The organism is Pseudomonas sp. ICMP 3272 (assembly GCF_001466905.1).
Lineage (GTDB): Bacteria > Pseudomonadota > Gammaproteobacteria > Pseudomonadales > Pseudomonadaceae > Aquipseudomonas > Aquipseudomonas amygdali.
Window position 1 is genome coordinate 78,600 of sequence record NZ_LKEK01000040.1, and the last position, 23,840, is coordinate 102,439.

Genomic DNA, 23,840 nt, shown 5'->3' on the forward strand with positions numbered 1-23,840 from the left:
AAACATCAGCGTCAATATGAAACTGGCCCTCGGTTTCGGTCTAGTACTTGTTTTTACTGCGATTCTTGCGCTGACTGGCTGGACCAGCATGAGCGGACTGATCAATCGCAGCAACTGGATGAGTGACATTACTTCGCTCAACTCCCAGTTGACCAAGCTGCGTGTTACCCGTCTGCAATACATGGTCGCTGACGGTGACGAGAAAGTCGCCGAAACCGTTCAGGTCTCGCTGGACGGCTTCAAGAACTATCAGCAAAAGCTGCTGACCTCGTTCAAAAGCCCCGAAAACGTAAAAATGCTCGAGCAACTGGGAGTGGTGATTGCTGACTACCAGAAGTCCCTGAACAACATGCGCGGCGGGTACAAGGCAAGCATTGTGGCGCGTGACGAGCTGGCCACGTATGCCGGCAAAAGCGTTGATGTGTTTGAGCTGCTTCAGGCTGAAGTGAAAAAAATGGACCCTGCCGATGCCAATCGGTTCGAGCAATACCAGATCGTCACCGACGCAAAGGAAAACCTCAGGCTCGCGCGTTATGAGGTGCGTGGCTACACCACCAACCCTACGGCCGAAACTGAACAGACCGCCGTTGCAAGGCTGGATTCTGCCATCAAGGATCTGGATACGCTGAAAACGACGTTCAGCGGCACCCAGGCTGATCAGCTCAAGCAGCTGGAAACCTCGCTGGCCGCGTACCGAAAAGCCCTGCAAAGCTTCAAGGCCGCAACTGCCGACATCGCTCAGGCTCGCAAGGAGATGACCGTACAGGGCCAGGATATCGTCAAGATCAGCGAAGCCATGTACCAACTGCAACTGGATCGTCGCGATCAAGAAAGCGCACAGGCTCGCACCACGCAGATCACCTGTACGCTGCTGGCAATTATTCTGGGCATGATTGCAGCAGTGATCATCACCCGGCAGATTACCCGCCCCCTGCAGGAAACCCTGGCAGTGGTCGACCGTATTGCATCCGGCGACCTGACCCAGACTCTGGCAGTCACTCGTCGTGACGAGTTGGGCGTTCTGCAGCAAGGCATTCAACGCATGGGCAGCACCTTGCGCGAGCTGATTGGCGGTATCCGCGACAGCGTTGTGCAGATCGCCAGTGCTGCCGAAGAGCTGTCAGCGGTTACCGAGCAGACCAGCGCCGGCGTCAACAGCCAGAAAGTCGAAACCGACCAGGTGGCGACCGCCATGCATGAGATGTCGGCCACGGTTGCAGAAGTGGCGCGTAACGCCGAACAGGCTTCGCAGGCAGCGTCCAACGCCGACCGCGAAGCGCGCGACGGTGACAAGGTCGTGGGCGAAGCGATTGTGCAGATCGAGCGTCTGGCCAACGAAGTGGGTCGCTCGGCCGATGCCATGAACCAGCTGGAGCAGGAAAGCGACAAGATCGGCAAGGTCATGGACGTCATCAAGGCTGTGGCCGAACAAACCAACCTGCTGGCCCTTAACGCAGCCATCGAAGCGGCCCGCGCCGGGGAAGCCGGACGTGGTTTTGCCGTAGTTGCCGACGAAGTCCGCGGCCTGGCACAACGCACGCAGCAGTCCACAGTCGAGATTGAAACGCTGGTTGCAGCCCTGCAAAGCGGTACGCGTCAGGTTTCCAGCATCATGCTGAGCAGCCGCGAACTGACCGTCAGCAGCGTACAGCTCAGCCGTCAGGCAGGTACATCGCTGGGCAGCATCACCGAGACAGTCTCCAACATTCAGGCAATGAACCAGCAGATCGCTGCCGCAGCCGAAGAGCAGAGTGCTGTAGCCGAGGAAATCAGCCGCAGCATCATCAATGTCCGCGATGTGTCCGAGCAAACCGCCTCGGCCAGCGAAGAAACCGCTGCCTCCAGCGTCGAACTGGCACGCCTTGGCGGGCAGTTGCAGACGATGGTCAGCCACTTCCGGATCTGATATTCCGCAACAACCTTCAAGCCCGGCTTTTGCCGGGCTTGTTTGTTTCAGGCAGGTGTAAAAACAGGTTTGAATTCAACATAGCGAAGCAGCCCGGAACGTTTCCGGGCTGCGGGCATATGACCTTCGTCGACGGCATCAAGCCTGCGGCGGCTGTCCGTTGGACGCTGACAATCCGCCATCCACCGGCAAATTCACGCCAGTCACGAAGCGTGCGTCTTCACTTGCCAGAAAGGCGATGACATCGCCGACATCTTCAGCTTCGCCTGGACGTCCCAGCGGGATGCGCTCCATGAATTTGGCCATCAGTGCCTTGTCGCCGAGCATGTCTTCAGTCAGCTCGCTGCGAGTCAGTGACGGGCAGACGGCGTTGACGCGCACACCGTCGGCACCGTGGTCCATCGCCAGCGCACGGGTGAAATTGGTGATTGCGCCTTTGGCCGCGTTGTAGAAGCTCATGCCCCAGTCGCCGCCCAGGCCGGAAACCGACGAGACGTTGATGATGTTGCCTTTACTGGCGATCAGCGCCGGCATGGCGGTACGGGTGCAATAGAACACGCCATCCAGGTCCACTGACATCAGTTCTTTCCAGTCGTCTACGCCCAACTCGGTGACTTTGCCGGATTTGACGATACCGGCGTTATTGACCAGCACATCCAGACGCCCAAAGTGCGTGGCGACTTCCTTGAACAGCGCTTCCACATCGCTTGGGTCCGCCACATCGGTAGCACGGACCAAATGACCTTCGCCCGACAGTTGCGCGGCGACTTTTTCCAGCTTGTCGCGATTACGGCCTACCAGTACAACGCTTGCACCTTCCTGGGCAAAACGCTTGGCGGTAGCTTCGCCGATCCCGGAACCGGCCCCGGTCACGACAACAACTTTCTGGGTAAAACGATTCATGCAGCAGCTCCAAAAAAATAATGGGGTTATGAGGTGGACTGCCCGGTTGCACGCAGCGTTCAGTCAAAATCATTCACTGCTTTATGAGGGGTTAAAATCAGGTGAATCGGTAAACCTCGACTAGCAGCGCGTTGACAAATCGAGACTGCGCTGCAAATATCACTGCGGTTGTACGACAACCTATAACGCCAAAAATAAAAACAAGACTGGGCCAACCATGAAAACTCTCGTCTGTACGTCTGCGCCACCGATTATCAAAGCCTCATCTATTCCGGCCGTTTCGCAGCACCCGACATCCTTTCAGATTCACAACATTCGCTGATACATGGCGAACGGTACTCGGCCGTCTGTCGGTCGAGGCCATGCCTGGCAACAGGCATCACGTAATCCTCAAAGGTGTCGGCTGCTGCTTGCGCGTGGCCAGAAAAGAGGACGGTTTCGATAAACGAGGGAGCAAAACAATAATGACATCTCACACTTCCCGCTCACGCATCCTGCTGGGTGTTGGCGGCATGGCACTGATTTTCCCGATGCTCGGCATGGCAGAAGGGTTCGTCGACGATACCAAAGCCACACTTACGCTGCGTAATGCGTACTTCAACCGCAACTTCACCAACCCGGCCTTTCCCAACAGCGCAGCGCCGCAGAACAAAGCCGAGGAATGGACACAAAGCTTCATTCTCGACGCCAAGTCGGGCTTCACCCAGGGCGTGGTCGGTTTCGGGGTTGACGTGCTGGGCCTGTATTCGCTCAAGCTCGATGGCGGCAAAGGCACCGGGGGCACTCAGTTGCTGCCGATCCACAGCGACGGTCGCCCAGCCGATGATTTCGGCCGTCTGGGCGTTGCAGGCAAAGCGCGGGTTTCCAAAACCGAACTGAAAGTCGGCGAATGGATGCCGGTGCTGCCGATTCTGCGCTCCGATGACGGTCGTTCGTTGCCGCAGACGTTCCGCGGTGGCCAGGTGACGTCCAAGGAGATCGACGGCCTGACGCTGTATGGCGGGCAATTCCGTGGCAATAGCCCGCGCAACGATGCCAGCATGGAAGACATGTCGATGAACGGACGAGGCGCGTTCACCTCCGATCGCTTCAACTTCGGCGGTGGCGAGTATGTCTTCAACGACAAGCGTACCCAGGTAGGTGTCTGGTACTCGGAGCTGCAGGACATCTATCAGCAGCAGTTTTTCAACCTGCTGCATAGCCAGCCGCTCGGCGACTGGACCCTGGGGGCTAACCTGGGTTACTTCATCGGCAAGGAAGACGGAAACAAACTGGCCGGCGACCTCGACAACAAGACCGCCTACGCACTGCTCTCGGCCCGCTATGGCGGCAGCACGTTCTATGTCGGCCTGCAAAAGCTCACCGGCGATACCGCATGGATGCGCGTCAACGGCACCAGCGGCGGCACGCTGGCCAACGACAGTTATAACTCCAGCTACGACAACGCCAGGGAGAAGTCCTGGCAGTTGCGCCATGACTATAACTTCGCGGTGCTCGGCGTACCCGGCCTGACCCTGATGAACCGCTATATCAGCGGCGACAATGTGCATACCGGCAACATCACCGACGGCAAGGAATGGGGACGGGAGTCTGAACTGGCGTATACCGTACAAAGCGGTGCGCTCAAGAACCTGAACGTCAAATGGCGCAACTCCAGCCTGCGTCGCGACTTCAGCACCAACGAGTTCGACGAGAACCGCGTGTTCATCAGCTACCCTATTTCGCTGCTCTGATACCTGTGGCAAAGCCTGCCTGAAAGCTCGTCTGCAGGGGCAGGTTTTGCCTTGTTACAAATGTGTTCGCACAGGCGGGCATACAGGTCTTTTTTATACTTTGGCCGCGTTGACAATCAGCGTATGCGGTGCCGATAATTCGGCAAGTCATACGACAACAGATGACAAAAATAACAATCGGGACTTTTCTCATGGCATCGGCTCATACCACTCAAACTCCCTTCAATCGCCTCCTGCTGACCGGTGCGGCAGGTGGCTTGGGCAAGGTCTTGCGCGAAACACTGCGCCCTTACACAAAAGTGCTGCGACTGTCCGACATTGTCGAGATGGTACCGGCAGTCGACGACAGTGAAGAAGTTCAGGTCTGCGATCTGGCCGACAAGAACGCCGTGCACCAACTGGTCGAAGGCGTCGACGCGATCGTGCACTTCGGCGGTGTGTCAGTCGAACGCCCCTTCGAGGAGATCCTCGGTGCCAACATCTGCGGTGTGTTCCACATCTACGAAGCGGCCCGTCGTCATGGCGTAAAACGCGTGATCTTCGCCAGCTCCAACCACGTAATCGGTTTCTACAAGCAGACCGAGACCATCGACGCACACTCCCCTCGCCGCCCGGACAGCTACTACGGTCTATCCAAGTCATACGGCGAAGACATGGCCAGCTTCTACTTCGATCGCTACGGCATCGAAACCGTCAGCATCCGCATCGGCTCGTCGTTTCCTGAACCGCAGAACCGTCGAATGATGAGCACCTGGCTGAGCTATGGCGACCTGACCCAGTTGATCGAGCGCTCCCTGTACGCGCCAGACGTTGGCCATACCGTGATCTACGGTGTTTCGGACAACAAAACCGTATGGTGGGACAACCGCTTCGCCAGCAAACTGGACTACGCCCCCAAGGACAGCTCGGAAGTTTTCCGCGCCAAGGTTGAAGCCCAGCCGGAGCCTGCGGCCGACGACCCGGCGATGGTTTATCAGGGCGGTGCGTTTGTGGCCTCAGGCCCCTTCGGCGATCAATAAACAGCCCCTACCTGTTGAAGAACTCTGCTTGCAGACGTTGGAGATACGACCTGTCATGGATGCCGAACTGATTGTCGATGCACAAAACGCCACAGGCGAAAGCCCGGTCTGGAGCGCACGTGACCAGGCGTTGTACTGGGTAGATATTCCGAAAGGCACGCTGCAGCGCTGGAGTTTCGCCGACGGCAGCATACGCACCTGGAAAGCGCCGCAGATGCTGGCCTGCATCGCGGCCGACAGCCGCGGCGGCTGGATAGCCGGGATGGAAGACGGCATTTATCATCTGCAGCCCATAGAAGACGGCAACCAGAAAAACGGCAGCCTGATCAGTACTCTTCTGGCTAGCGTCGAACACGCACAGACAGGCATGCGCTTCAACGATGGCCGATGCGACCGGCAAGGACGCTTCTGGGCCGGCACCATGCTGATGGACATGGCAGCAGGCGCAGTGGTAGGTGCGATGTATCGCTACAGCGCCGGGCAGAAGACACTCGATGCCCATTTAAAGGACTTCATTGTCCCCAACGGCCTGGCGTTCAGCCCGGACGGCAAGACCATGTACCTGTCCGACTCGCATCCCAGCGTGCAGCAGATCTGGGCTTTCGATTACGACACCGATAGCGGTACGCCGCACAACCGTCGCCTGTTCGTGGACATGAACCACCACCTGGGCCGCCCCGACGGTGCAGCAATCGACACCGATGGCTGCTACTGGATCTGCGGCAACGACGCGGGCCTGATCCACCGTTTTACGCCCAACGGCAAACTCGACCGCTCGCTGGTCGTGCCGGTCAGAAAACCGGCCATGTGCGCCTTTGGCGGCCCCGATCTCGAGACCTTGTTCGTAACGTCCATTCGCCCGGGTGGCGATATCAGCGACCAGCCATTCGCCGGTGGTCTGTTCGCTTTGCGCCCTGGTGTCAAAGGCCTGGAGGAACCCGTGTTTCAGGGCTGACAGTGCCCACCGAAAATCCCATAGCTCGACCAAAAATAACAACATCGGAGATATCCATGGATTTCAAACGCAAGCTTCTCATCGCTGCACTTCCGTTGGCCTTCTGCGTGTCAGGCATGGCCCAGGCAGAAGTCAAAATCAAGTTCGCCGAGGTTCACCCCGCAGGCTACGCGCCGGTCGTGGCGGAGCAGAACATGGGCAAGAAACTCGAAGAACAGTCCAAGGGCGAGATCAGTTTCAAGATGTACGCGGGTGGCGTGCTCGGTTCCGAGAAGGAAGTCGTTGAACAGGTCCAGAGTGGTGCCGTGCAGATGACTCGCGTCAGCCTGGGCATCGTCGGCCCGGTCGTACCGGACGTCAACGTCTTCAACCTGCCGTTCGTGTTCCGTGATCAAGCGCACATGCGCACGATTATCGACGGCGAGATCGGCCAGGAAATTCTCGACAAGATCACCAACTCGCAATTCAACATGGTCGCGCTGGCCTGGATGGATGGCGGCACACGCAACCTGTACACGAAGAAACCGGTACGCCAGATTTCCGACCTCAAAGGCATGAAAATCCGCGTACAGGGCAACCCGGTATTCATCGAAACCATCAACGACATGGGCGGCAACGGCATCGCCATGGCCACCGGCGAAATCTTCAGCGCGCTGCAGACCGGCGTGATCGATGGCGCGGAAAACAATCCGCCGACCTATTACCAGCATAACCACTACCAGAACGCGAAGTTCTTCACGATTACCGAGCACTTGATTCTGCCCGAGCCCATCGTGATGGCGAAAGCCACTTGGGAGAAGCTCAAGCCGGAGCAACAGGCTCTGGTGAAAAAGCTCGCGCGTGAAGCTCAGATGGAAGAGCGCGCTCTGTGGGACAAGTCGTCAGCCGATGCCGAAACCAAGCTCAAGGCAGCAGGCGTGGAGTTCATCACCCTGACGCCGGAGCAGAAGAAAGCCTTCTACGACGCCACCCAGCCGGTGCGTGACAAATTCGGTGCGCCCTACAAGGATTTGATCAGCCGCATCGAAGCGGTCCAGACCAATCCGGCACTGGCTGCACCGAGCACCCAAGCGGCCCAATAAGCCTGTCCGATTATGCTGCGCGAATGAGGGAAAGCTCGTTCGCCGCCGCAGTGGTGAGCCCATGAAAAATACGCTATTGCGCATCAACGACACGATCTATCGGGTCTGCATCGGCATTGCCGGTCTGTCCGTGCTGATCATGACCCTGATCATCCCCTGGGGCATCTTTGCCCGTTACATACTCGGCAGCGGCTCCAGTTGGCCGGAACCCACGGCCATTCTGCTGATGGTGGTATTTACCTTCTTCGGAGCCGCAGCCAGCTATCGCGCCGGTGCGCACATGGCCGTTTCTATGGCCGTGGACCGTATGCCGCAACAGGTACGCCGCAGCGCTTCAGTGCTCGTGCAGATCCTGATGGCGATCGTGGCCCTGTTCATGATCTTCAAGGGTTTCAAGCTGTGCGCCACCACGTGGAATCAGTTTGTCGGCGAGCTGCCGTTTCTGCGCGTTGGCATCTCCTATCTGCCAATCCCCATTGGCGGCATCGTAACCCTGATTTTCGTGTTGGAAAGACTGTTTCTGGGCGACCAGAGTCATCGCGCGGTGATGCGCTTCGATGTCATTGAAGAAAGCGAAGGTGCCGCATAAATGGACGCTTTTATACTGCTGGGCAGCTTCATCGCATTGATCCTCATCGGCATGCCTGTCGCCTATGCGCTGGGGCTTTCGGCCCTGATAGGCGCCTGGTGGATCGATATTCCGGCCGATGCGCTGATGATCCAGATTGCGGGCGGCGTGAACAAGTTTTCGCTGTTGGCGATTCCATTCTTCGTGCTGGCCGGGGCAATCATGGCCGAAGGCGGCATGTCCCGACGGCTGGTCGCCTTTGCCGCTGTGCTGGTGGGTTTCGTGCGCGGCGGGCTATCGCTGGTCAACATTGTGGCCTCGACCTTCTTCGGCGCGATTTCGGGCTCTTCGGTGGCCGATACCGCGTCGGTAGGCTCGGTGCTGATCCCGGAAATGGAACGCAACGGCTATCCTCGGGACTTCTCGACGGCAGTGACCGTCAGCGGTTCGGTTCAGGCCCTGCTGACGCCACCCAGTCATAACTCGGTGCTCTATTCCCTGGCGGCGGGCGGCACGGTATCGATTGCTTCGCTGTTCATGGCCGGGATCATGCCTGGGCTGTTGCTCAGCGCAGTGATGATGGGCCTGTGCATGATCTTCGCGCGCAAGCGCAATTACCCCAAGGGTGAAGTGATTCCGCTGCGCCAGGCACTGAAAATTGCCGGTGAAGCGCTCTGGGGCATGATGGCCATGGTCATCATTCTCGGCGGCATTCTGTCGGGGATCTTCACCGCCACCGAGTCGGCTGCCATTGCTGTGCTCTGGTCATTCTTCGTCACCATGTTCATCTACCGCGACTACAAATGGCGCGATCTGCCCAAACTGATGCACCGGGCTGCACGAACCATTTCCATCGTGATGATTCTGATCGGTTTTGCCGCCAGCTTCGGTTACATCCTGACGCTGATGGAAATCCCGATGAAGATCACCACGGCGTTCCTGACCCTGTCGGACAACCGCTACGTGATCCTGATGTGCATCAACGTCATGTTGCTGCTGCTGGGCACCGTGATGGACATGGCTCCGCTGATTCTGATCCTGACTCCGATCCTGTTGCCGGTCATCGTCGGTGTCGGCGTTGACCCAGTGCATTTCGGCATGATCATGCTGGTCAATCTGGGGATCGGGCTCATAACACCGCCGGTGGGTGCGGTGCTGTTCGTCGGTGCCGCGGTGGGCAAAGTCACTATCGAAGCCACCGTGAAAGCTTTGCTGCCGTTCTACGTCGCGCTGTTTGTGGTGCTGATGCTGGTCACCTACATCCCCGCCATCTCGCTGTGGCTGCCGAGCGTCGTGCTCTAACGTCATCCGTTGCAACGCTACCGGAGCGCTCAAACCGCTCCGGTATGCACCTCTGTTGTCCAGCCAAGGAGGCTGGTTGCGTATGTCTGCCCCTGCTCTGTTTCCCCGCCACATTGCCGTGCTGATCCTGGCATTGCTGGCCTGCTCGTTTGCCGGCAACCACATTGCGGCACGCATCGCTTTCGATCATGACACCGGCTTGCTGCTGGCCATTCTTTGCCGCTCCGGCGTCACCCTGCTGGTGCTGGTCAGTCTGGTGCTCTGGCAACGTGAAAAGCTCAGTCTTCCTGCCAGCACCTGGCGCTGGCAATTGCTTCTGGGCTTGCTGATCGCGACTCAGAGTTTTTGCATCTACTCGGCGGTGGCCCGTATTCCGGTGGCGCTGGCATTGCTGGTGGTCAACGTCTCGCCGATTCTGCTGGCGCTGTTGACCTGGGCACTCGGCGGTGCCAGGCCCACGCGACGTGCCGCTGGCCTGATGGCACTGATTCTGTTCGGCCTGACGCTGGCGCTGGATGTGCCGCAGCGGCTTTCAAACCCAGGCAGCAGCGAACCGCAGTGGCTGGAAGGTATCGCCTATGCGTTTACCGCAGCGGTGGTATTCGCCTTTGCGCTGTGGATCACCGACAACAAACTGGCCAGCATGCGCGGCACGGTGCGCAGTATGCTGACCATGGTCGTGGTGTTCGCGGCGGCTGCGCTGGCCGGTGCCAGTGGCCTGTTGCCCGGTGGCGTGGATCTGCCGTCAAGTCGCATCGGCTGGACTGCGCTGGCCAGTCTGGTGGTGTTGTACGGGTTGGGCTTTTCGCTGCTGTTCATCTGCATGGCGCGGCTGGACATCGCCCGCAATGCGCCGGTAATGAACATCGAGCCGGTGGCGAGCCTGCTGTTCGGCTGGCTGATTCTCGATCAGTTGCTCAGCAGCGGCCAGGTCATCGGCGGGCTGATCGTCGTCAGCGGTATCGTCCTTCTGACCTGGCGGCGCGCCACGCCACCTGCCTCTCAATCATCCGGCCCGTCATCCACGAAGGTTTTGCATCATGCCCGCGAACGTACTGACCCTTGAAGATGGTCTGACCCGCCTCACTCTGGCCCCCGACATCGGCGGCAGTATCGTCAACTGGACCATATTGGCCAGCGGGCACCCCTTGCTGCGCCCGAGCGACGAACAGGCACTGGCTGCCGGTACACCTCGCCGACTGGCCTGCTACCCGCTGGCGCCCTGGTCGAACCGGATAGGCAACGGCGGTTTCGACACCCCGGATGGCTGGCTCGCACTGGCCCCCAACAGCGCCAACGACCCATTACCGATTCATGGCAGCGCCTGGCAACAGGTCTGGAGTGTTACCGAGCAGACCGCAGAGCAGGTCTGCCTGCAACTCGACAGCCAGACGCCGTTCGCCTACCGCGCGCAACTGCGCTACACCCTGCAAGACGGCAAGCTGGGCATCGAACTGACCACTACCCACCTGGACAGTCGTGCCGCCTGGCACGGGCTGGGCTTGCACCCTTACCTGCCGCGCACGCCCCACACACGCCTGCAGGCCAAGGCTGCGCAGGTATGGCTGTGCGACGAAGCCGGTTTGCCCAGCGCCTTGCAGGACCTGCCAGCAGAATGGGATTTCCGACACGGCAACGCGCTACCCGACACACGTCTGGACAACGGTTTCACCGGTTGGGATGGCGGCAGCCTCATCAGCCAGCCGGACCTGGGCTATGAACTGCACTGCCAGGCTACCGGCAGCGACTACTTTCTGGTGTTCTGCCCGCCAGGGTTGGATTTCTTCTGCTTCGAGCCGGTCAGCCACCCAGTCAACGCACATCATTTGCCCGGGCGGCCGGGATTGAGCCTATTACGTCAGGGGGAGTCGATGGAGTTAACGATCAGTCTGCATTACAAGCCCTTGTAGCAGGCTTTATGCGTGCATGCTCCATGCCTTTCGTTACGGGGTAATCAACAGTGTTGAAAGACCGCTGACGCGGGTAACGCCGGTGGCGGTGTCGCAGCTGTCGTTCAACGTTGACTGAAGATTGCCAAGTAAAAATGTACTTGTCGCATTGGCGCCTTTATAACGGCCATCCACAATTGCCCCGACACCAACAATGGTCGTGTTCAAAGTACCAATATTATTGATCGTCGCGTTGAACTTGTAAGTGCTGGTGACTCCATCGCTCCAGCTAATGACCCATGTTCTGCTGGATGTTGGTAGCAGCAACGACTCGCAGGAAAACGTAGACTGGAAGCTTTCGCTGGACGAAGCGCTGGCAGCCAAAGGGAATGAGAGCGAAACACACGGGTTCCAACTGCTCGTCGTCGATACAACAATCGTCTGACTGGTGTTGGTCAATCCTGGCGACCAGTTTGTAGTATGGGTTCCTTTACAGGTAACCAGATTTACAGCCTCAGCCTGAGCTCGCCAAGGTGCAAAAAGAAGCCCCATACAAATGATAACCAGCAGTACACAGGCCAGCTTGGCCAGCGTAGATGAAGCACGTGCAACGTGAGTGTCCATAATGGTCTCCCTGACCTTGATAGCATCCAGATCACAGGTTAAGCAGCCAGCTGCTCATAGCGCTACTGGCAGAAATGACAGCGACTGTCTGCATGACTGGACCGTGGTCATTGTCATGGCCGCACCTGTAAAATTCCTCCACGCCGCTCGTCATATCCTGTGATCCACTCCCCATCCCGTTGCGTAACACCTCTGCATTGCGAACCAAAACCAGACAATGGTGATCAGAAGGTGGATCATGCGCACTACTGCCAGTCTCAGGATCTTCTGTCACTTGTCCCCCCCTCACAGCGAATCGACAATAACCCGACTTTGGATTGATGAAGTCACCGCCGTGGCCCGCCAGAGGGACCGCGAAAGCTTCATGCGCATCTACGATTACTTTGCGCCGCGCTTATTGCGTTATCTGACCGGGCTGAATGTGCCGGAGGGGCAGGCTGAAGAATTGGTGCAGGAAGTGCTGCTCAAGCTGTGGCACAAGGCCGACTCCTTCGACCCGACCAAGGCCAGCCTGGGAACATGGCTGTTTCGCATTGCCCGCAATCTGTACATCGACAGCGTGCGCAAGGACCGCGGCTGGGTGCAGGTGCAGAATTCGCTGGAACAACTCGAGCGCCTGGAGGCCCCGGTAGATCGAACGCTCGATTATAGCCAGCGTCAGGAGCAACAACTGAACATTGCCATTCAGAACCTGCCTCCCGATCAGGCCCGGGTGTTGCGCATGTCGTATTTCGAAGCGCTCAGCCATCGGGAAATTTCCGAACGCCTTGGTATGCCACTGGGCACGGTGAAATCGTGCCTGCGCCTGGCGTTTCAAAAATTGCGTTCGCGGATAGAGGAATAATGATGAGCCCACGACATCATCCGGATGACGCGACTCTGGTCAGCTATGCAGCGGGAGCGCTGTCGCAGGTCCTCGCAGTGGTGACTGCGGCGCACCTTGAACGCTGTGCCGAGTGCCGTGCGCGACTCAGGCAGGCCGAAGAGATTGGCGGTGTGTTGATGCAGCAGCACATCAGCAGCGTGGTGCCACTCAAGGGCAGGTCGGCAATGCTCGCGCGTCTCGATGAACAGCAAACGGGCGCTGAACCGTCAATGTATTCGATGCCGGCAGCCAATCAGGACCCGGACTTGCTACCTGCCTGCCTGCACGCGCATTTCGGTCGACAGCTGAGCACACTGAAATGGAAGACACTGGTTCCTGGCGTGCAACGAGTGCGTGCGCAAGGTATTGAACAAGGCAAGTTGATGCTGCTGAAAATCGCCCCCGGCGTCAGCATGCCGGTGCACAGCCACGACAGCGGCGAGATGACCATGGTGCTCAAGGGCGCGTACCACGACATACAGGGAGCGTTCGGGCTCAATGACGTAGCCGATCTGGACAGCCACATCCAGCATCAGCCCGTCGCCTACCCTGACCGGGAATGCATCTGCGTACTGGCGACGGAATCAAGGCTGCGCTTTCACGGGCTGCTGGCGCGGATGATGCAGCCGTTCTTCGGGATCTGAAAAACGGCTCCATAGTTGCTCTCAGCGCTGGACACTCACCCCCAGCGAAGCCAGTGCATCCCAGTAACCCGGGTAGGTCTTGCCGACGCAATCGGGGTCGAGAATGCGGATACCGGCGATCTTCAAGCCTGCCAGCGCAAAACACATGGCGATGCGATGGTCGGAGTGGGTGTCTATCAATGCATCTACCGTAGTGCCTGCCAGCGCCGGGTTGGCGTGCACCAGCAGATCGTCACCCTCTTCTACCGCAAGGCCCGGTGCGATGGCGCACAGGCCGTGGGACAGTGCTGAAATACGGTCACATTCCTTGACCCGCAGGTTGGCAATGCCGACAAAGCGCACTGGCTGACGGTTGAAAGCGGCGAGTACCGCCAGCGTCGGAATCGCGTCCTGCATTTGCGAACCGTCGATCACGGCAGGCATGTTCGGGAAGCTAGCGATGATCTGACTGGCCAGGGCATCAGGCTGAGTGAATGCGTCGCTGGCCACGCCGAGGTCGATATCGCCCTCGGTCAGTGCTTGCGCGGCCCACAGGTAGGTGGCCGCAGATGCATCCGGCTCGATATGGAAGTCCGTAGCGCGATAACCAGTGGCCGAGACTTTCCAAGCGGTTTCGCCGATGGCCTGAACCTCGGCACCGAAGGCCTGCATGGCCGCCAGAGTCAGGTCGACGTAACCACGTGCGCCAATCTCGCTGCCGGTCAAGGCGACTTCGACCGGGCCCTTGCCGCAGGCTCCGGCCATCAGCAACGCCGACACGTACTGGCTGGACAGATTGCCGTCGATTTCAATACGTCCGGCTTCCAGGCCGCCCTTGCCCTTGATCGCCACCGGCGGGCAGCCGCTGGGCGCACTGACTTCCACACCCATGCGCTGCAAGGCATCGACCAGCGGGCCGATCGGGCGCTTGCGCATGTACTCGTCGCCGTCGACCACAAAGTCGCCTTCGAAGTTGGCAAGTGCAGCGGTCAGAAAGCGCGTTGCGGTCCCGGCGTTGCCGAGAAACAGAGCCTGCTGCGGTGCCTGCCAGTGCCCGCTGCTGGTGACCACAAAGGTGCTGTCATCCGGCTCGTCGACCTGCACACCCATCAGACGCAGTGCTTCGGACATCACGCGGGTGTCGTCACTCTTCAACGCGCCGGTCAGGCGGCTGGTGCCTTTGGCCAGCCCGGCGAGCAACAATGCGCGGTTGGTGATCGACTTGGAGCCCGGCGGGCTGACGCGCCCGACCAGCGGGCGCTCGACAGGCAAAACAGTGAGGGTGGCTTGAGGTCGCATGATGTCCCTGAGCGTCAGCGGAAAAATCGCGATCCTAGCACGAGCGGGATCAAGCCCGCAGTGCGGTTTTGCTGCCCCGACGAGCCAGACAGCCGTTTACTTTTGTTCAGCACCCGACAGTTGCTGCAGCTTGTCATTGGCTGCCTGCAATTGATTGCGGTTGGCTGCCACGTCGGTGACGTCATAGATCACCAGGCACACATGGCTGATCGCCCCGGTGGTTGAACGCAGCGGAAACAGCGTGGTGTTCTGGTACATGAACTCTTCGTGCCCGGTGATCGGCTGGTAATTCTTGAAGCGCACCAGATACGGCCGCTGTTCCCAGATGGTGAACGCCGGTGTGCCAAGGGTCACGACGTTATCGATTTTCTTGCTCAGCCATTGGCGGTTAACCTCCGGAAACAACTCGAAGAAGGTCTTGTCGATGGCCACATAGGGCACCACACCGGAGCGGTTTTCCATGAAGGTATTCCAGACCGTCACCCGGTAGTTCAGGTCCAGCACCACAATGCCTACGTCAATGTTCTGCGTGACGGCCAGCAACCAATGAAGCTCGTTGATTTCGATAGCGTTGCTCATGGGTCAGCTCATCATGTAGGCGAGTTTTTTGGTAAGCAGCTCGACCGAATCTTCGGTGAACAGCATCAACAGATCGAAATGAATGTTGTGGCCTTCCACGCTGTAACTGATTTCAACCGCCAGGGTCTTTTTCCAGCGCTGCTGATTGATGCGGATAAGCTCGTCGATGCCACCCTGCGCGCCCAGCAACTGTGGGTGACCTTGCGAAAACGCGATGTCGATCTGCTCGGCAATACCGCTCAGGCAGGCACCGATCAGGATCGTGGACAGGTCCAGAAGCATCTCCATGTTGGAGCTGTCGGAGTTATCGTCGCCCATCAGTTTCGACATGCCGGAGATTTCCGAGTCATGGAAAATCAGCAGCGCTTCACCTGCAATGCCGCCACCGATGTAGCCCTGACACACCGCCGTCAAACGCTGATCAGCGTGGGCATCGGCCAGCGCCATGTGCAACTCGCCGACCTCAAGCATGTTGACGTTGGGCACCGGCAACTGCACGAACACCCCCAGCACCTTGGCCAGCAACGCCGCAGCGCGGCCCATGGCAACGTTGATGGTTTCGCGGAAGGCATCCTGAAAGCTGATCACCCCGCCCTTATTGTTGAGGGCCGGCAGCGCAACAGGTGACACCGCCGGCTTGCCCAGCAGGCCCAGGCGTTCCAGCGTGCTCTTGAGTTCGTCCGGGTCGGCAGGTTTTTTCAGAAACGCCAGCGCGCCCAGTTCCATGACCCGGCGCACCGCTTCGTCCTGCACGTCGCCCGACACCACAATGACCTTGGTGTCGAGGTTTTCGGCACGAATCGCCGTCAAGGTCTGGTAACCGTCCATCACCGGCATGGTCAGATCGAGCAGCACCACCTGGCCCTGGCCTTTACGGATGGCCTCAAGACCTTCCTGCCCCTGGGTAGCGAGCGTTACCGATACATCCCAATCAGCAGGCAGGGCGCGCAACAGTTGCTTTCGCGCCATGTTCGAGTCATCGCATATCAATAGTGCAAGCGTGGACATCGTGTGGTTCTCACTGCAAAAAAATCAGGCTGACAACGGCGGACAGCACGTATACGTTCGACAGCACTATCGAAATCGACTGACACTGAGCCTATAACGCTCGATCAGCAACATTCAAACTAAACCTATAGCCTTAAGTCGGCGATGTTTGCAGTTTCTGTAATTTAAGTCGCTTTCTGTTGCTGCAAATCACTACCGCGACCATCCAAACCAGCCTATTATCAAGTGATAGATTTAATAGCAATCACTCGATAGACAGGTGTGTCCATGTCTCTGCCTATAAGCGACTACCATCCGGCCCTGCCCCGGCAGGACGATTTCTGGCAGCATCTGGGTATTCCGGCCCGTGGCACGCGGCTGTACTCGGCGCTGCACGACGGTTTGCCGTATGAAGTCTTCGAACGTCTGGCGCATTACACCGACCTGAACCGCTCGACCCTGGCCGAGCACTTGGGCATCGCTCCCGCCACCTTGCAGCGACGCCTCAAGGTGCGCCGCTTCAATGCCGAGGAAAGCGATCGGCTGTTCCGCCTGGCAGCGGTTTACAAAGCGGCGCTGGACCTGTTCGAAGACGATACCGAAGCGACCCGCCTGTGGCTGGCCAACCCGGTCTATGGGCTGGGTAATCGCAGGCCGCTGGAAATGCTCGCTACCTCAGCCGAGGCGCAGGCAGTGCTCGACCTGATCGGTCGGCTGGAACACGGTGTCGTGGCGTGATTGCAGTCTATCGACTGGTAAAGCGCAAATGGCTGGCTCAGGCGTTCGACGGTGAAGGCGCCAAGCTCTATGGCGGACGCTGGAACAGCAAAGGCAACGCCTGTGTGTACTGCGCAGGCAGCGAATCGCTGGCGCTGCTGGAAGTGCTGGTGCACCTGGGCAACGCTGGCGTGGCCCGGCATTACGCGATGCTTGAGCTGCAGATTGGCGAAGAGCACATCCTCAATGCACGGCCGGACACCCTGCCCCCCGACTGGCGAGAAGAGCCCGCACCACCGGCAACCGCCTCGTTCGGCGACGACTGGCTTGCCTCGGGTCAAAGCCTGGCACTGGCCGTGCCCAGCGTGATCATTCCGCGTGAGTCCAACTACCTGCTCAACGTCCGGCACCCGGAATTCCTGGCCGTTGTGGCAACGGCCAGGGAGCTGGAGTTTGTGGTTGATCCGCGCCTTGGTTAAACGGGCCAGATAACTGCAAAGCGGCTCGTTGAATACACAGTTACATGCCGGACGAGCGTGCGGACCGGGTCAGTGGCTGGCAGGCGCAGTGGTCGTTGCAGGCGTTGTTTCTGCTGTCTGCGGCAACGCCATACCCTTGGGCCACAGCAACCAGATATTGCCTTTCTGTTTCATGTCACCTGCCAGCTTCCCGGCCTCATCGCCAGTGCCCCAGAACAGATCAGCGCGGACTTCACCGGCAATCGCACCGCCCGTGTCCTGCGCAGCAACCGGGCGCACCACGCTGCTGCCATCCGGCCGCGTGGTAGAGAGCCAGAGCAGGCTGCCCAGAGGAATCACCTTGCGATCGATGGCTACGCTGTAGCCCGGTGTCAGCGGCACGTTGAGCGAGCCGCGCGGGCCTTCATTGCTGTCGGGGTTACGGGCAAAAAACACATAGCTGGGGTTGCTGGCCAGCAACTCGCTGACCCGTTCCGGATGCGCTTTGGCCCAGGCAGCGATGCTGCCCATGGTCACGTCTTCCTTCTTCAACTGGCCCTGCTCCACCAGCCAGCGACCAATCGCGCGATACGGGCGGCCGTTCTGATCGGCATAGCCCAGACGCAGCTGCGAGCCATCCTCCAGACTCACGCGCCCGGAGCCCTGAATCTGCAGGAACTGCACATCCATCGGGTCGGTCAGCCAGGCAATCACCGGCGCATTCAACCCCTGCGCGTTGATCGTCGCGGCATCGTCGTAAGGCTTGAGCACCCGCCCTTCGAGCCGACCGCGCAATCGCTTGCCCTTGAGTTCGGGATAAATGCTGTCCAGATTGACCACAATCAGATCATCCGGAATACCGTAAACCGGCACGTTAGCCGTGGCGGTCTGAGTCAGGCTGCCGGGGTAGACAGGCTCGTAATAACCGGTGATCAGGCCATCGGCACTGCCGCCGTCAGCGCGCAGGCTGTAGACCTGCAACTGACTCTGCAAAAACGTGCGGATCTGCGCCGCATCCGGAGCCGCCACGAGGCTGCCTGCCGCCGCACAGGTCGGTCCCCACACGGCATCAGCCTTCAGACGAACACACGCACTGCGCCATGAGGCAAACCCGGCTTGCAAGTCGGCGTCCGACACGGCTGGCAGCGCGTCCCAACCAGCCTGGCTATAAGTGGTGTGCGGCGGCGCAGGCGGCGTCACCGGCTTATCGGACTTGTCACACGCGGTCAGCAGGGCAGCCAGCGGCAAAGCGAGCGCCAGCCCCCGAAACCATGGCTTGAAAGAGAGCATCATCAGCAGCAATCCTTTTACAGCCCACAGCAGGCTGGAGGGTAAAAGGCGTCATTGTGGCTGAAGCGGGCAGAGGGGCCTAGTGGGGAGCTTCATTCATCAGCAGAGCCGGGCATAGTGCCATCAAGAGCGGGTCTATCGAAGGCAGCTCCTGTCACGCCATTCAGAAAACCTCAGTAGACTGCCGCCATACTGAAAGCATCTATGTATTCACCATCCCGATAGGCAAACTTGCGGTGTGTACCCTCTATGACGAAGCCATTCTTTTTATAAAGCGCAATAGCAGGCTCGTTATCAACGAAGACTGTAAGCTCCAGGCGTTTTACATTCATCCATCGACAGGCGGTTGCAGTCAGTTCTTTCAATAATTCGTCGCCAATGCCCTGGCGATGATGACCGTCTGCGACCCCCATCCAGAAATCAGCTACGTGCTGCCTTCTTCCCTGAAAGCGATAGAGCATGGCGCACCCGACAACGATGCCATCGCGCTCGGCAACCAGGGAAAGGCCTGAAGCGCTGCGACCTTCAACAAGTTTTTTTATGTCGTTGACTGACTGGTATGGCATCCGAAGCGTCCACCAACGGAACACCGGCTGTTCAAAAATCTGAGCCAGCGAAGACCAGTCACTGTCTGCCATCGCACGAACGATCAAACTCATTTCAGACTCCTCGCCAGACCTGTTCCGTCCGGACCCAGACGCATTCTGATTGTCGATACAACCCGCCATGCTTAACGCCCGGCGTTGCCCTTCCGGCTGCCCGTCTGTTTACTGTCAAGGCCGGCCCGGATGCGGTTCCGGATAGTCGCGGTTGATGTCGATTGGTTTGGCATACGGCCCATCCCATAGCTGCTCATGCAGAGCGCCGATGCGCTTGGCCATTGTGCTGTCGTGCATCACCACTTCCAGGTTGCGCGAGTTGTCGAGATAACCGCCGAGCCAGTTGCTGGTGCCAACCCATGCGACCTGATCATCAATGTCCATGGTCTTGCTATGGATCACGCGTGCATACGGGATGAACCCGTCGGCGGCTACGGGCAGTGTGACGATGCGCACCTGCACGTTGGGCACCAGGGCCAGACTCTTCAAATAGGCAACTTCGGGTATGCCTGTGTTCCAGTCCGACACCATGAGCTTGATCGAAACGCCACGAGCGGCGGCGCTACGGATGGCGTTATCGATGACCGCATAGTAAGGCCGGGTTTTGTCAGGCCCGTAGGACAAGGGCGCGTAATCCAGTAACTGGACGCGAACCTCGCGGCTGGCTTGCGCCAGTAAACGCGGCAGCTCGGCCTGGGAGTCGAGTACCCCGGGCGGGTTATAGCGCTGCGGACTGGCGACCAGATAGTTGCCAGCGGGCAAAGCATTCTTGTTCGAGTGTGGCACTGGAATCGGCTTGCCTTCGGCGATGGCTGCCTGGGCAAGCCAGTCCTGATCGAACACCGCCTGCGTCTGGCGCACGACATTCGGCTCGTCAATACGCAGGCCGGTTTCATGGATGTGCTCCAGAGAGCGCCAATCGAAATTCTGACTGCCTATGAACGCCTGCCGGCCATCCACGACGATGAATTTGGCGTGAATGATGCCGCTGCCCGTGAGTTTGGCGTATGGCAGTACGCGCAAGGTGAGGTTGGGTATCGCCCGCAACCGTTCAAGGGTCTGCGGATCGGACATTTTCAGGCCTTTTTCCTCCAGCAGAAAACGGATTTTCACGCCGCGCTGCCCCGCTGCAGTCAGGCTTTCAAGCACCTTGTCCATCACCGAGCCGGGCTGGTCTGCGACATAGAACTGCTCGATATCGATACCCTTGCGGGCACCATCGAACAGCTCGCGCCAGACCTCGCCGGGCGCTCGCAGGTCAGGTGTCTGCAGGTCGGTTCCGAGCGGAACGGTGTGTACCAGCTCGAAACCTGGAATAGCGAAGTCGGCCTGAGCAAACGAGCTCGTCAGCAGTAACGCTACGATCACGGCACGGGAGCGTACAAGTACCCTACGACCTGGAAGATTAAAGAACATGCGGGCCTCATCGCTGGACGCAGGCAGGAAGGCGCATGCCAAGGGCACACGCCGGCAGGTTGATCAGGCAGTGCGGTATTTCGGTTGGACCGGGGCAGCCGAATGCTCGGTTTCATCCTGCACCCGTGCGCCGCTGGAAGCGCGGATCAACAGGATCTTGAGTTGATCGTTGATGCGTTCCAGGCTGTCCTGAAAGTAGTTGTGGAAGACCACGCAGAACAAGGCGATGGCAATACCCAGCCCGGTCGCGAACAGCGCCGTGCCGATACCGGCAGAAATCTGCCCGGGATCGGACACCCCGGCACTGGCCAGCGCCTTGAACGTGTCGATGATGCCCAGAATGGTGCCCAGCAACCCCAACAGAGGTGCAGCGGTAGTGATGGTCTCGATCAGCCAGAGGCTGCGGGCCAGCGGCGCGCGAGTGCTCAGGTACTGGGTTTCGATGACATCGTCCAGATCCCTGCGCGAGCCCTGAGCATTTTTTTGCGCAAGCACCGGCAGGACCATGCTCAGCGGCAAACCGGCCCGGCGTATCAGCGCCTCCGGCAGGTCCTTTTCACTGTGCACCGAAGCACTGAGTGCCGTTTGCAGCGCCCGTGCCTGACGGCGTACGTAAGCAAAGTAGATACCCCGTTCGATCGCGACAAAGATCGCTATCGCGATGGCGGCGTACATCACATAGAAGGTGATGTCGTGAAGCTGATTCATGTCCATGGCACAGACCTCTGGTCAATGAAGATTAGAAATTGGCTTCAAGAGAAACGGTAACGGTACGCTCGACGCCGACGATGTAGGCCGGGTCGCCGTCGCGGAAACCGCTGTAAGTGCCCGCGTTGGTTTTGGTGGTGTACACGCCGTCCAGGTACTCCTTGTCGAACAGGTTGTCGACGTTCAGACGCAAGGTGGCGTCCTTGACGATTTTCTTGTCCACCGGCAGATAGATGCCCGCGCCCAGATTGAAGATGGTGCGCCCCGGAATGCTTTCGTCGTTGGTCAGGTCGCCATACAGCTTGCTGGTGAGCTTGGCTCCGAAGGTCCCGTAATAACTGCCGTCGTCGTAGCCGATGTTGGCGGCCAGCATGTTCTTCGGCACGTTGGCAAACTGCTTGCCGCTGGTAGGCAGCTCGATGGCGGCACCGTTATTGAAAACGGTCAGGTCATCCTTCTGTTTGGCACGGGTGTAGGTGTACGAGGTGTAGTAATTGAAATGGTGCGGCAGCAGGCCGCTCCACTCCAGTTCCAGCCCGCTGTTATCGACTGCACCGGCATTGATGTCAGCAAAGTCACCATTGATGTCTCTTGATGACACCTGACGGTCCTTGAACTGCATGTAGAACAGGGTGGCGGCCAGCGTCATGTCCTGTTCGGTAAAGCGCCAGCCCAGTTCGTGGTTCCAGCTGGTCTCGGGCTTGCTGTTGATGGAACCAGTGCCTGGGTCATAAAGGACGTAGTTCTGCGGTATGCGCATGTTGCGCGACAGGCTGTAGAACAACTGGTCACGCTCATCCAGCTGATACTTGAGGCCTACGTTCGGCAGCAGTTTGTTGTAGGTCTGGTCACGTTTTTCCGGCCGCTCGGTAAGGCTGCCGTGGTTATTGCCTTCACGCTCGACATTCATGTAGGCCAGGCCGCCGACCAGCGTCCAGTCCGGGGCGAAATACCAGGTGTCCTGAGCCCATACTTTTTGTGCAGGCGTCACGGTATAGCGATCACGGCCCTGGATCTCATTGCCGTTGGCATCGACCATGTAATCCGAGTCTGGCCAGATGCTTTCCGGCTTGCCGTTGCTCTTCAGGCGAATGAAAGGCTGAGTCTGCAACTGACGCGCGCGCTCATACCAGTAGCCGACTTGCACGCTGTGCTCGTCGTTGACATCCCAATTGAGCTTGGTGGTGATCCCCGGACGCCAGGTCTGCGTCCGCGAAGGCCGGTAATACACGCCAGTGGTCGATGAACCATCAGCGTTATAAGCGGCAGCCGTCGGCAAGTTGCTCAGGTCGAATACACCGTTCTGGTTCGAACCGCGGTTGAGCGCATAGGAAGAACTGTTTACTCCGCTGCCGTTACCCCAGAAGTAATAGGGGATGACTGAAAGTGCCAGATTGTCGGCCAGTTTGAATTGGGTGTTGAGCACGGCGGTGAAGGTCTGGAACGGGTTTTGCGCCAGCTCGTAGTAGCTGGACAATTTGCCGTTGCTGCCCCGCGCGGGAGTCGAAGGATAAGGGTCAAACTTGCGCCCGTTCTGCTGGAACTGGCTCTTGGTGAGCTGGCTGTAGCTGTTGTTGTCCTGCTCGTGATACTTGAGGATCAGGTTAGCCGTATTGCCCGAGCCCATGTCGAAGAAGCTGTTCCACTCCACCTTGTCAGCGCGCACGGCACCGTCGCCGCGCCATTTCTGGCCTTCGGTGTGGGACATCGACAGCCAGTTGCTCAGCCCGTTGATTTCGCCGGTATTGAGCCGCGCAAAGGTCTTGTAAGTGCCATTGCTGCCTGCACTTTGTTTGACGAATGCGCCGGTTTCCTTGGTGGGCCGAATGGTGACAATACCGATGTTGCCACCGCTGGAACCGATGTGCGGGCCGTCACTCTCGGCAGAGCCCTGGGTGACGAAGATCTGATCGATGTTTTCCGGGTCGCCCAGCAGGTTGGAATACAGTGCATAGTTGCCGGAGTCGTTGATCGGCATGCCATCTACCGACATGCCGACCTGATCGGAGTTGAGGCCGCGCATGGTAAAGCGAAAGCCCGACAGGCCGGTGGCATCTTCACTGGAGATATTAAGGCCCGGGGTGTACTTGAGTTTATCGATCGCGTTACCTGTTGCGGTCTGCTTGTCGAGCGCCTCCTTGGTTACCGTGGAGCGCGCCTTGATGCTCTCCTCCTGAACCATGTAGCCACCGCCAACCGTCGCCTTCCCTTGTACGCCAATGGTGCCGACGTCACTGGCACTCGAATCAGCCATGGCCATGCCGTGGCTCATGCCAGCGGCGACCAACGCAAGGTGAATTCTGGAAAACTTCATCACT

Annotated in this window: 23 protein-coding genes and 1 pseudogene; 14 read left to right on the plus strand and 10 right to left on the minus strand. The window is 58.8% G+C overall.

Annotated features, from left to right (window positions below):
- Positions 1-118: 118 nt before the first annotated feature.
- Positions 119-1,003, plus strand: a pseudogene (locus AO068_RS29655) (methyl-accepting chemotaxis protein); the annotation flags it as partial.
- A 198-nt stretch (positions 1,004-1,201) separates the two neighbouring features.
- Entirely contained in the window at positions 1,202-1,906 is a 705-nt protein-coding gene (locus AO068_RS29660; RefSeq protein WP_404944461.1) for a methyl-accepting chemotaxis protein, read from the plus strand.
- 138 nt (positions 1,907-2,044) lie between these two features.
- Here the strand turns inward: AO068_RS29660 and AO068_RS07450 are convergent, their stop codons facing one another.
- Entirely contained in the window at positions 2,045-2,809 is a 765-nt protein-coding gene (locus AO068_RS07450; RefSeq protein WP_058408019.1) for an SDR family NAD(P)-dependent oxidoreductase, read from the minus strand.
- Between the two features lie 464 nt (positions 2,810-3,273).
- Here AO068_RS07450 and AO068_RS07455 point away from each other — a divergent pair, with 464 nt between their 5' ends.
- The 8 genes from AO068_RS07455 (at position 3,274) to AO068_RS07490 (ending at position 11,378) form a co-directional block, all read left to right on the plus strand.
- Entirely contained in the window at positions 3,274-4,542 is a 1,269-nt protein-coding gene (locus AO068_RS07455; protein ID WP_058400537.1) for an OprD family porin, read from the plus strand.
- A gap of 191 nt (positions 4,543-4,733) precedes the next feature.
- Positions 4,734-5,561, plus strand: coding sequence for an NAD-dependent epimerase/dehydratase family protein (locus AO068_RS07460; protein ID WP_058408020.1), 828 nt, complete (start codon positions 4,734-4,736; stop codon positions 5,559-5,561).
- A gap of 55 nt (positions 5,562-5,616) precedes the next feature.
- The gene (locus AO068_RS07465) at positions 5,617-6,516 is read left to right on the plus strand and encodes a glucurono-1,5-lactonase (protein WP_058408021.1); all 900 of its coding nucleotides are present in this window, start codon (positions 5,617-5,619) and stop codon (positions 6,514-6,516) included.
- A gap of 56 nt (positions 6,517-6,572) precedes the next feature.
- Positions 6,573-7,598: a TRAP transporter substrate-binding protein gene (locus tag AO068_RS07470; protein WP_058400534.1), complete on the plus strand. Its 1,026-nt coding sequence runs from the start codon at positions 6,573-6,575 to the stop codon at positions 7,596-7,598.
- Between the two features lie 61 nt (positions 7,599-7,659).
- The gene (locus AO068_RS07475; protein WP_058408022.1) at positions 7,660-8,187 is read left to right on the plus strand and encodes a TRAP transporter small permease; all 528 of its coding nucleotides are present in this window, start codon (positions 7,660-7,662) and stop codon (positions 8,185-8,187) included.
- Positions 8,188-9,468, plus strand: a complete 1,281-nt coding sequence (locus AO068_RS07480; RefSeq protein WP_058400532.1) for a TRAP transporter large permease — start codon at positions 8,188-8,190, stop codon at positions 9,466-9,468.
- A gap of 82 nt (positions 9,469-9,550) precedes the next feature.
- Positions 9,551-10,534 (plus strand): EamA family transporter, encoded by a 984-nt coding sequence (locus tag AO068_RS07485; RefSeq protein ID WP_058408023.1) that lies wholly within the window; start codon positions 9,551-9,553, stop codon positions 10,532-10,534.
- A complete protein-coding gene (locus tag AO068_RS07490) occupies positions 10,509-11,378 on the plus strand; it encodes an aldose 1-epimerase (protein ID WP_058408045.1) in 870 nt (289 codons plus the stop codon). The genes AO068_RS07485 and AO068_RS07490 overlap by 26 nt, the downstream gene beginning before the upstream one ends.
- 33 nt (positions 11,379-11,411) lie before the next feature.
- Here AO068_RS07490 and AO068_RS29205 read toward each other — a convergent pair whose 3' ends face one another.
- Positions 11,412-11,981, minus strand: a complete 570-nt coding sequence (locus AO068_RS29205) for a hypothetical protein (RefSeq protein WP_161936578.1) — start codon at positions 11,979-11,981, stop codon at positions 11,412-11,414.
- A 334-nt stretch (positions 11,982-12,315) separates the two neighbouring features.
- Here AO068_RS29205 and AO068_RS07495 point away from each other — a divergent pair, with 334 nt between their 5' ends.
- Complete coding sequence (locus tag AO068_RS07495; RefSeq protein WP_031595881.1) at positions 12,316-12,825, plus strand: sigma-70 family RNA polymerase sigma factor; 510 nt, start codon at positions 12,316-12,318, stop codon at positions 12,823-12,825.
- Positions 12,826-12,827: 2 nt separating this feature from the next.
- Complete coding sequence (locus AO068_RS07500) at positions 12,828-13,490, plus strand: ChrR family anti-sigma-E factor (RefSeq protein WP_058400528.1); 663 nt, start codon at positions 12,828-12,830, stop codon at positions 13,488-13,490.
- A 21-nt stretch (positions 13,491-13,511) separates the two neighbouring features.
- Here AO068_RS07500 and aroA read toward each other — a convergent pair whose 3' ends face one another.
- The 3 genes from aroA to AO068_RS07515 all read right to left on the minus strand — a co-directional run bounded on the left by aroA (position 13,512) and on the right by AO068_RS07515 (position 16,355).
- Positions 13,512-14,768 (minus strand): 3-phosphoshikimate 1-carboxyvinyltransferase, encoded by a 1,257-nt coding sequence (gene aroA, locus AO068_RS07505; RefSeq protein WP_004663868.1) that lies wholly within the window; start codon positions 14,766-14,768, stop codon positions 13,512-13,514.
- A gap of 96 nt (positions 14,769-14,864) precedes the next feature.
- Complete coding sequence (locus AO068_RS07510) at positions 14,865-15,347, minus strand: PAS domain-containing protein (RefSeq protein WP_002556144.1); 483 nt, start codon at positions 15,345-15,347, stop codon at positions 14,865-14,867.
- 3 nt (positions 15,348-15,350) lie between these two features.
- Entirely contained in the window at positions 15,351-16,355 is a 1,005-nt protein-coding gene (locus AO068_RS07515; RefSeq protein WP_011167792.1) for a response regulator, read from the minus strand.
- Positions 16,356-16,622: 267 nt separating this feature from the next.
- Here AO068_RS07515 and AO068_RS07520 point away from each other — a divergent pair, with 267 nt between their 5' ends.
- Together AO068_RS07520 and AO068_RS07525 are read left to right on the plus strand one after the other, a co-directional pair.
- Positions 16,623-17,072: a DUF2384 domain-containing protein gene (locus AO068_RS07520; protein WP_054071259.1), complete on the plus strand. Its 450-nt coding sequence runs from the start codon at positions 16,623-16,625 to the stop codon at positions 17,070-17,072.
- A complete protein-coding gene (locus AO068_RS07525) occupies positions 17,069-17,530 on the plus strand; it encodes an RES family NAD+ phosphorylase (protein WP_058408024.1) in 462 nt (153 codons plus the stop codon). The genes AO068_RS07520 and AO068_RS07525 overlap by 4 nt, the downstream gene beginning before the upstream one ends.
- Before the next feature lie 69 nt (positions 17,531-17,599).
- Here AO068_RS07525 and mltA read toward each other — a convergent pair whose 3' ends face one another.
- The 5 genes from mltA to AO068_RS07550 form a co-directional block, all read right to left on the minus strand.
- Positions 17,600-18,802, minus strand: a complete 1,203-nt coding sequence (gene mltA / locus AO068_RS07530) for a murein transglycosylase A (RefSeq protein WP_058400527.1) — start codon at positions 18,800-18,802, stop codon at positions 17,600-17,602.
- A gap of 170 nt (positions 18,803-18,972) precedes the next feature.
- Complete coding sequence (locus AO068_RS07535) at positions 18,973-19,458, minus strand: GNAT family N-acetyltransferase (RefSeq protein WP_058400526.1); 486 nt, start codon at positions 19,456-19,458, stop codon at positions 18,973-18,975.
- Between the two features lie 114 nt (positions 19,459-19,572).
- Entirely contained in the window at positions 19,573-20,814 is a 1,242-nt protein-coding gene (locus AO068_RS07540) for a phospholipase D-like domain-containing protein (protein WP_058408025.1), read from the minus strand.
- 63 nt (positions 20,815-20,877) lie between these two features.
- On the minus strand, positions 20,878-21,528 hold the full coding sequence (locus AO068_RS07545) for a MotA/TolQ/ExbB proton channel family protein (protein ID WP_058408026.1): 651 nt from the start codon (positions 21,526-21,528) through the stop codon (positions 20,878-20,880).
- 25 nt (positions 21,529-21,553) lie between these two features.
- The gene (locus tag AO068_RS07550; protein WP_058408027.1) at positions 21,554-23,836 is read right to left on the minus strand and encodes a TonB-dependent receptor; all 2,283 of its coding nucleotides are present in this window, start codon (positions 23,834-23,836) and stop codon (positions 21,554-21,556) included.
- Between the last annotated feature and the right edge of the window lie 4 nt (positions 23,837-23,840).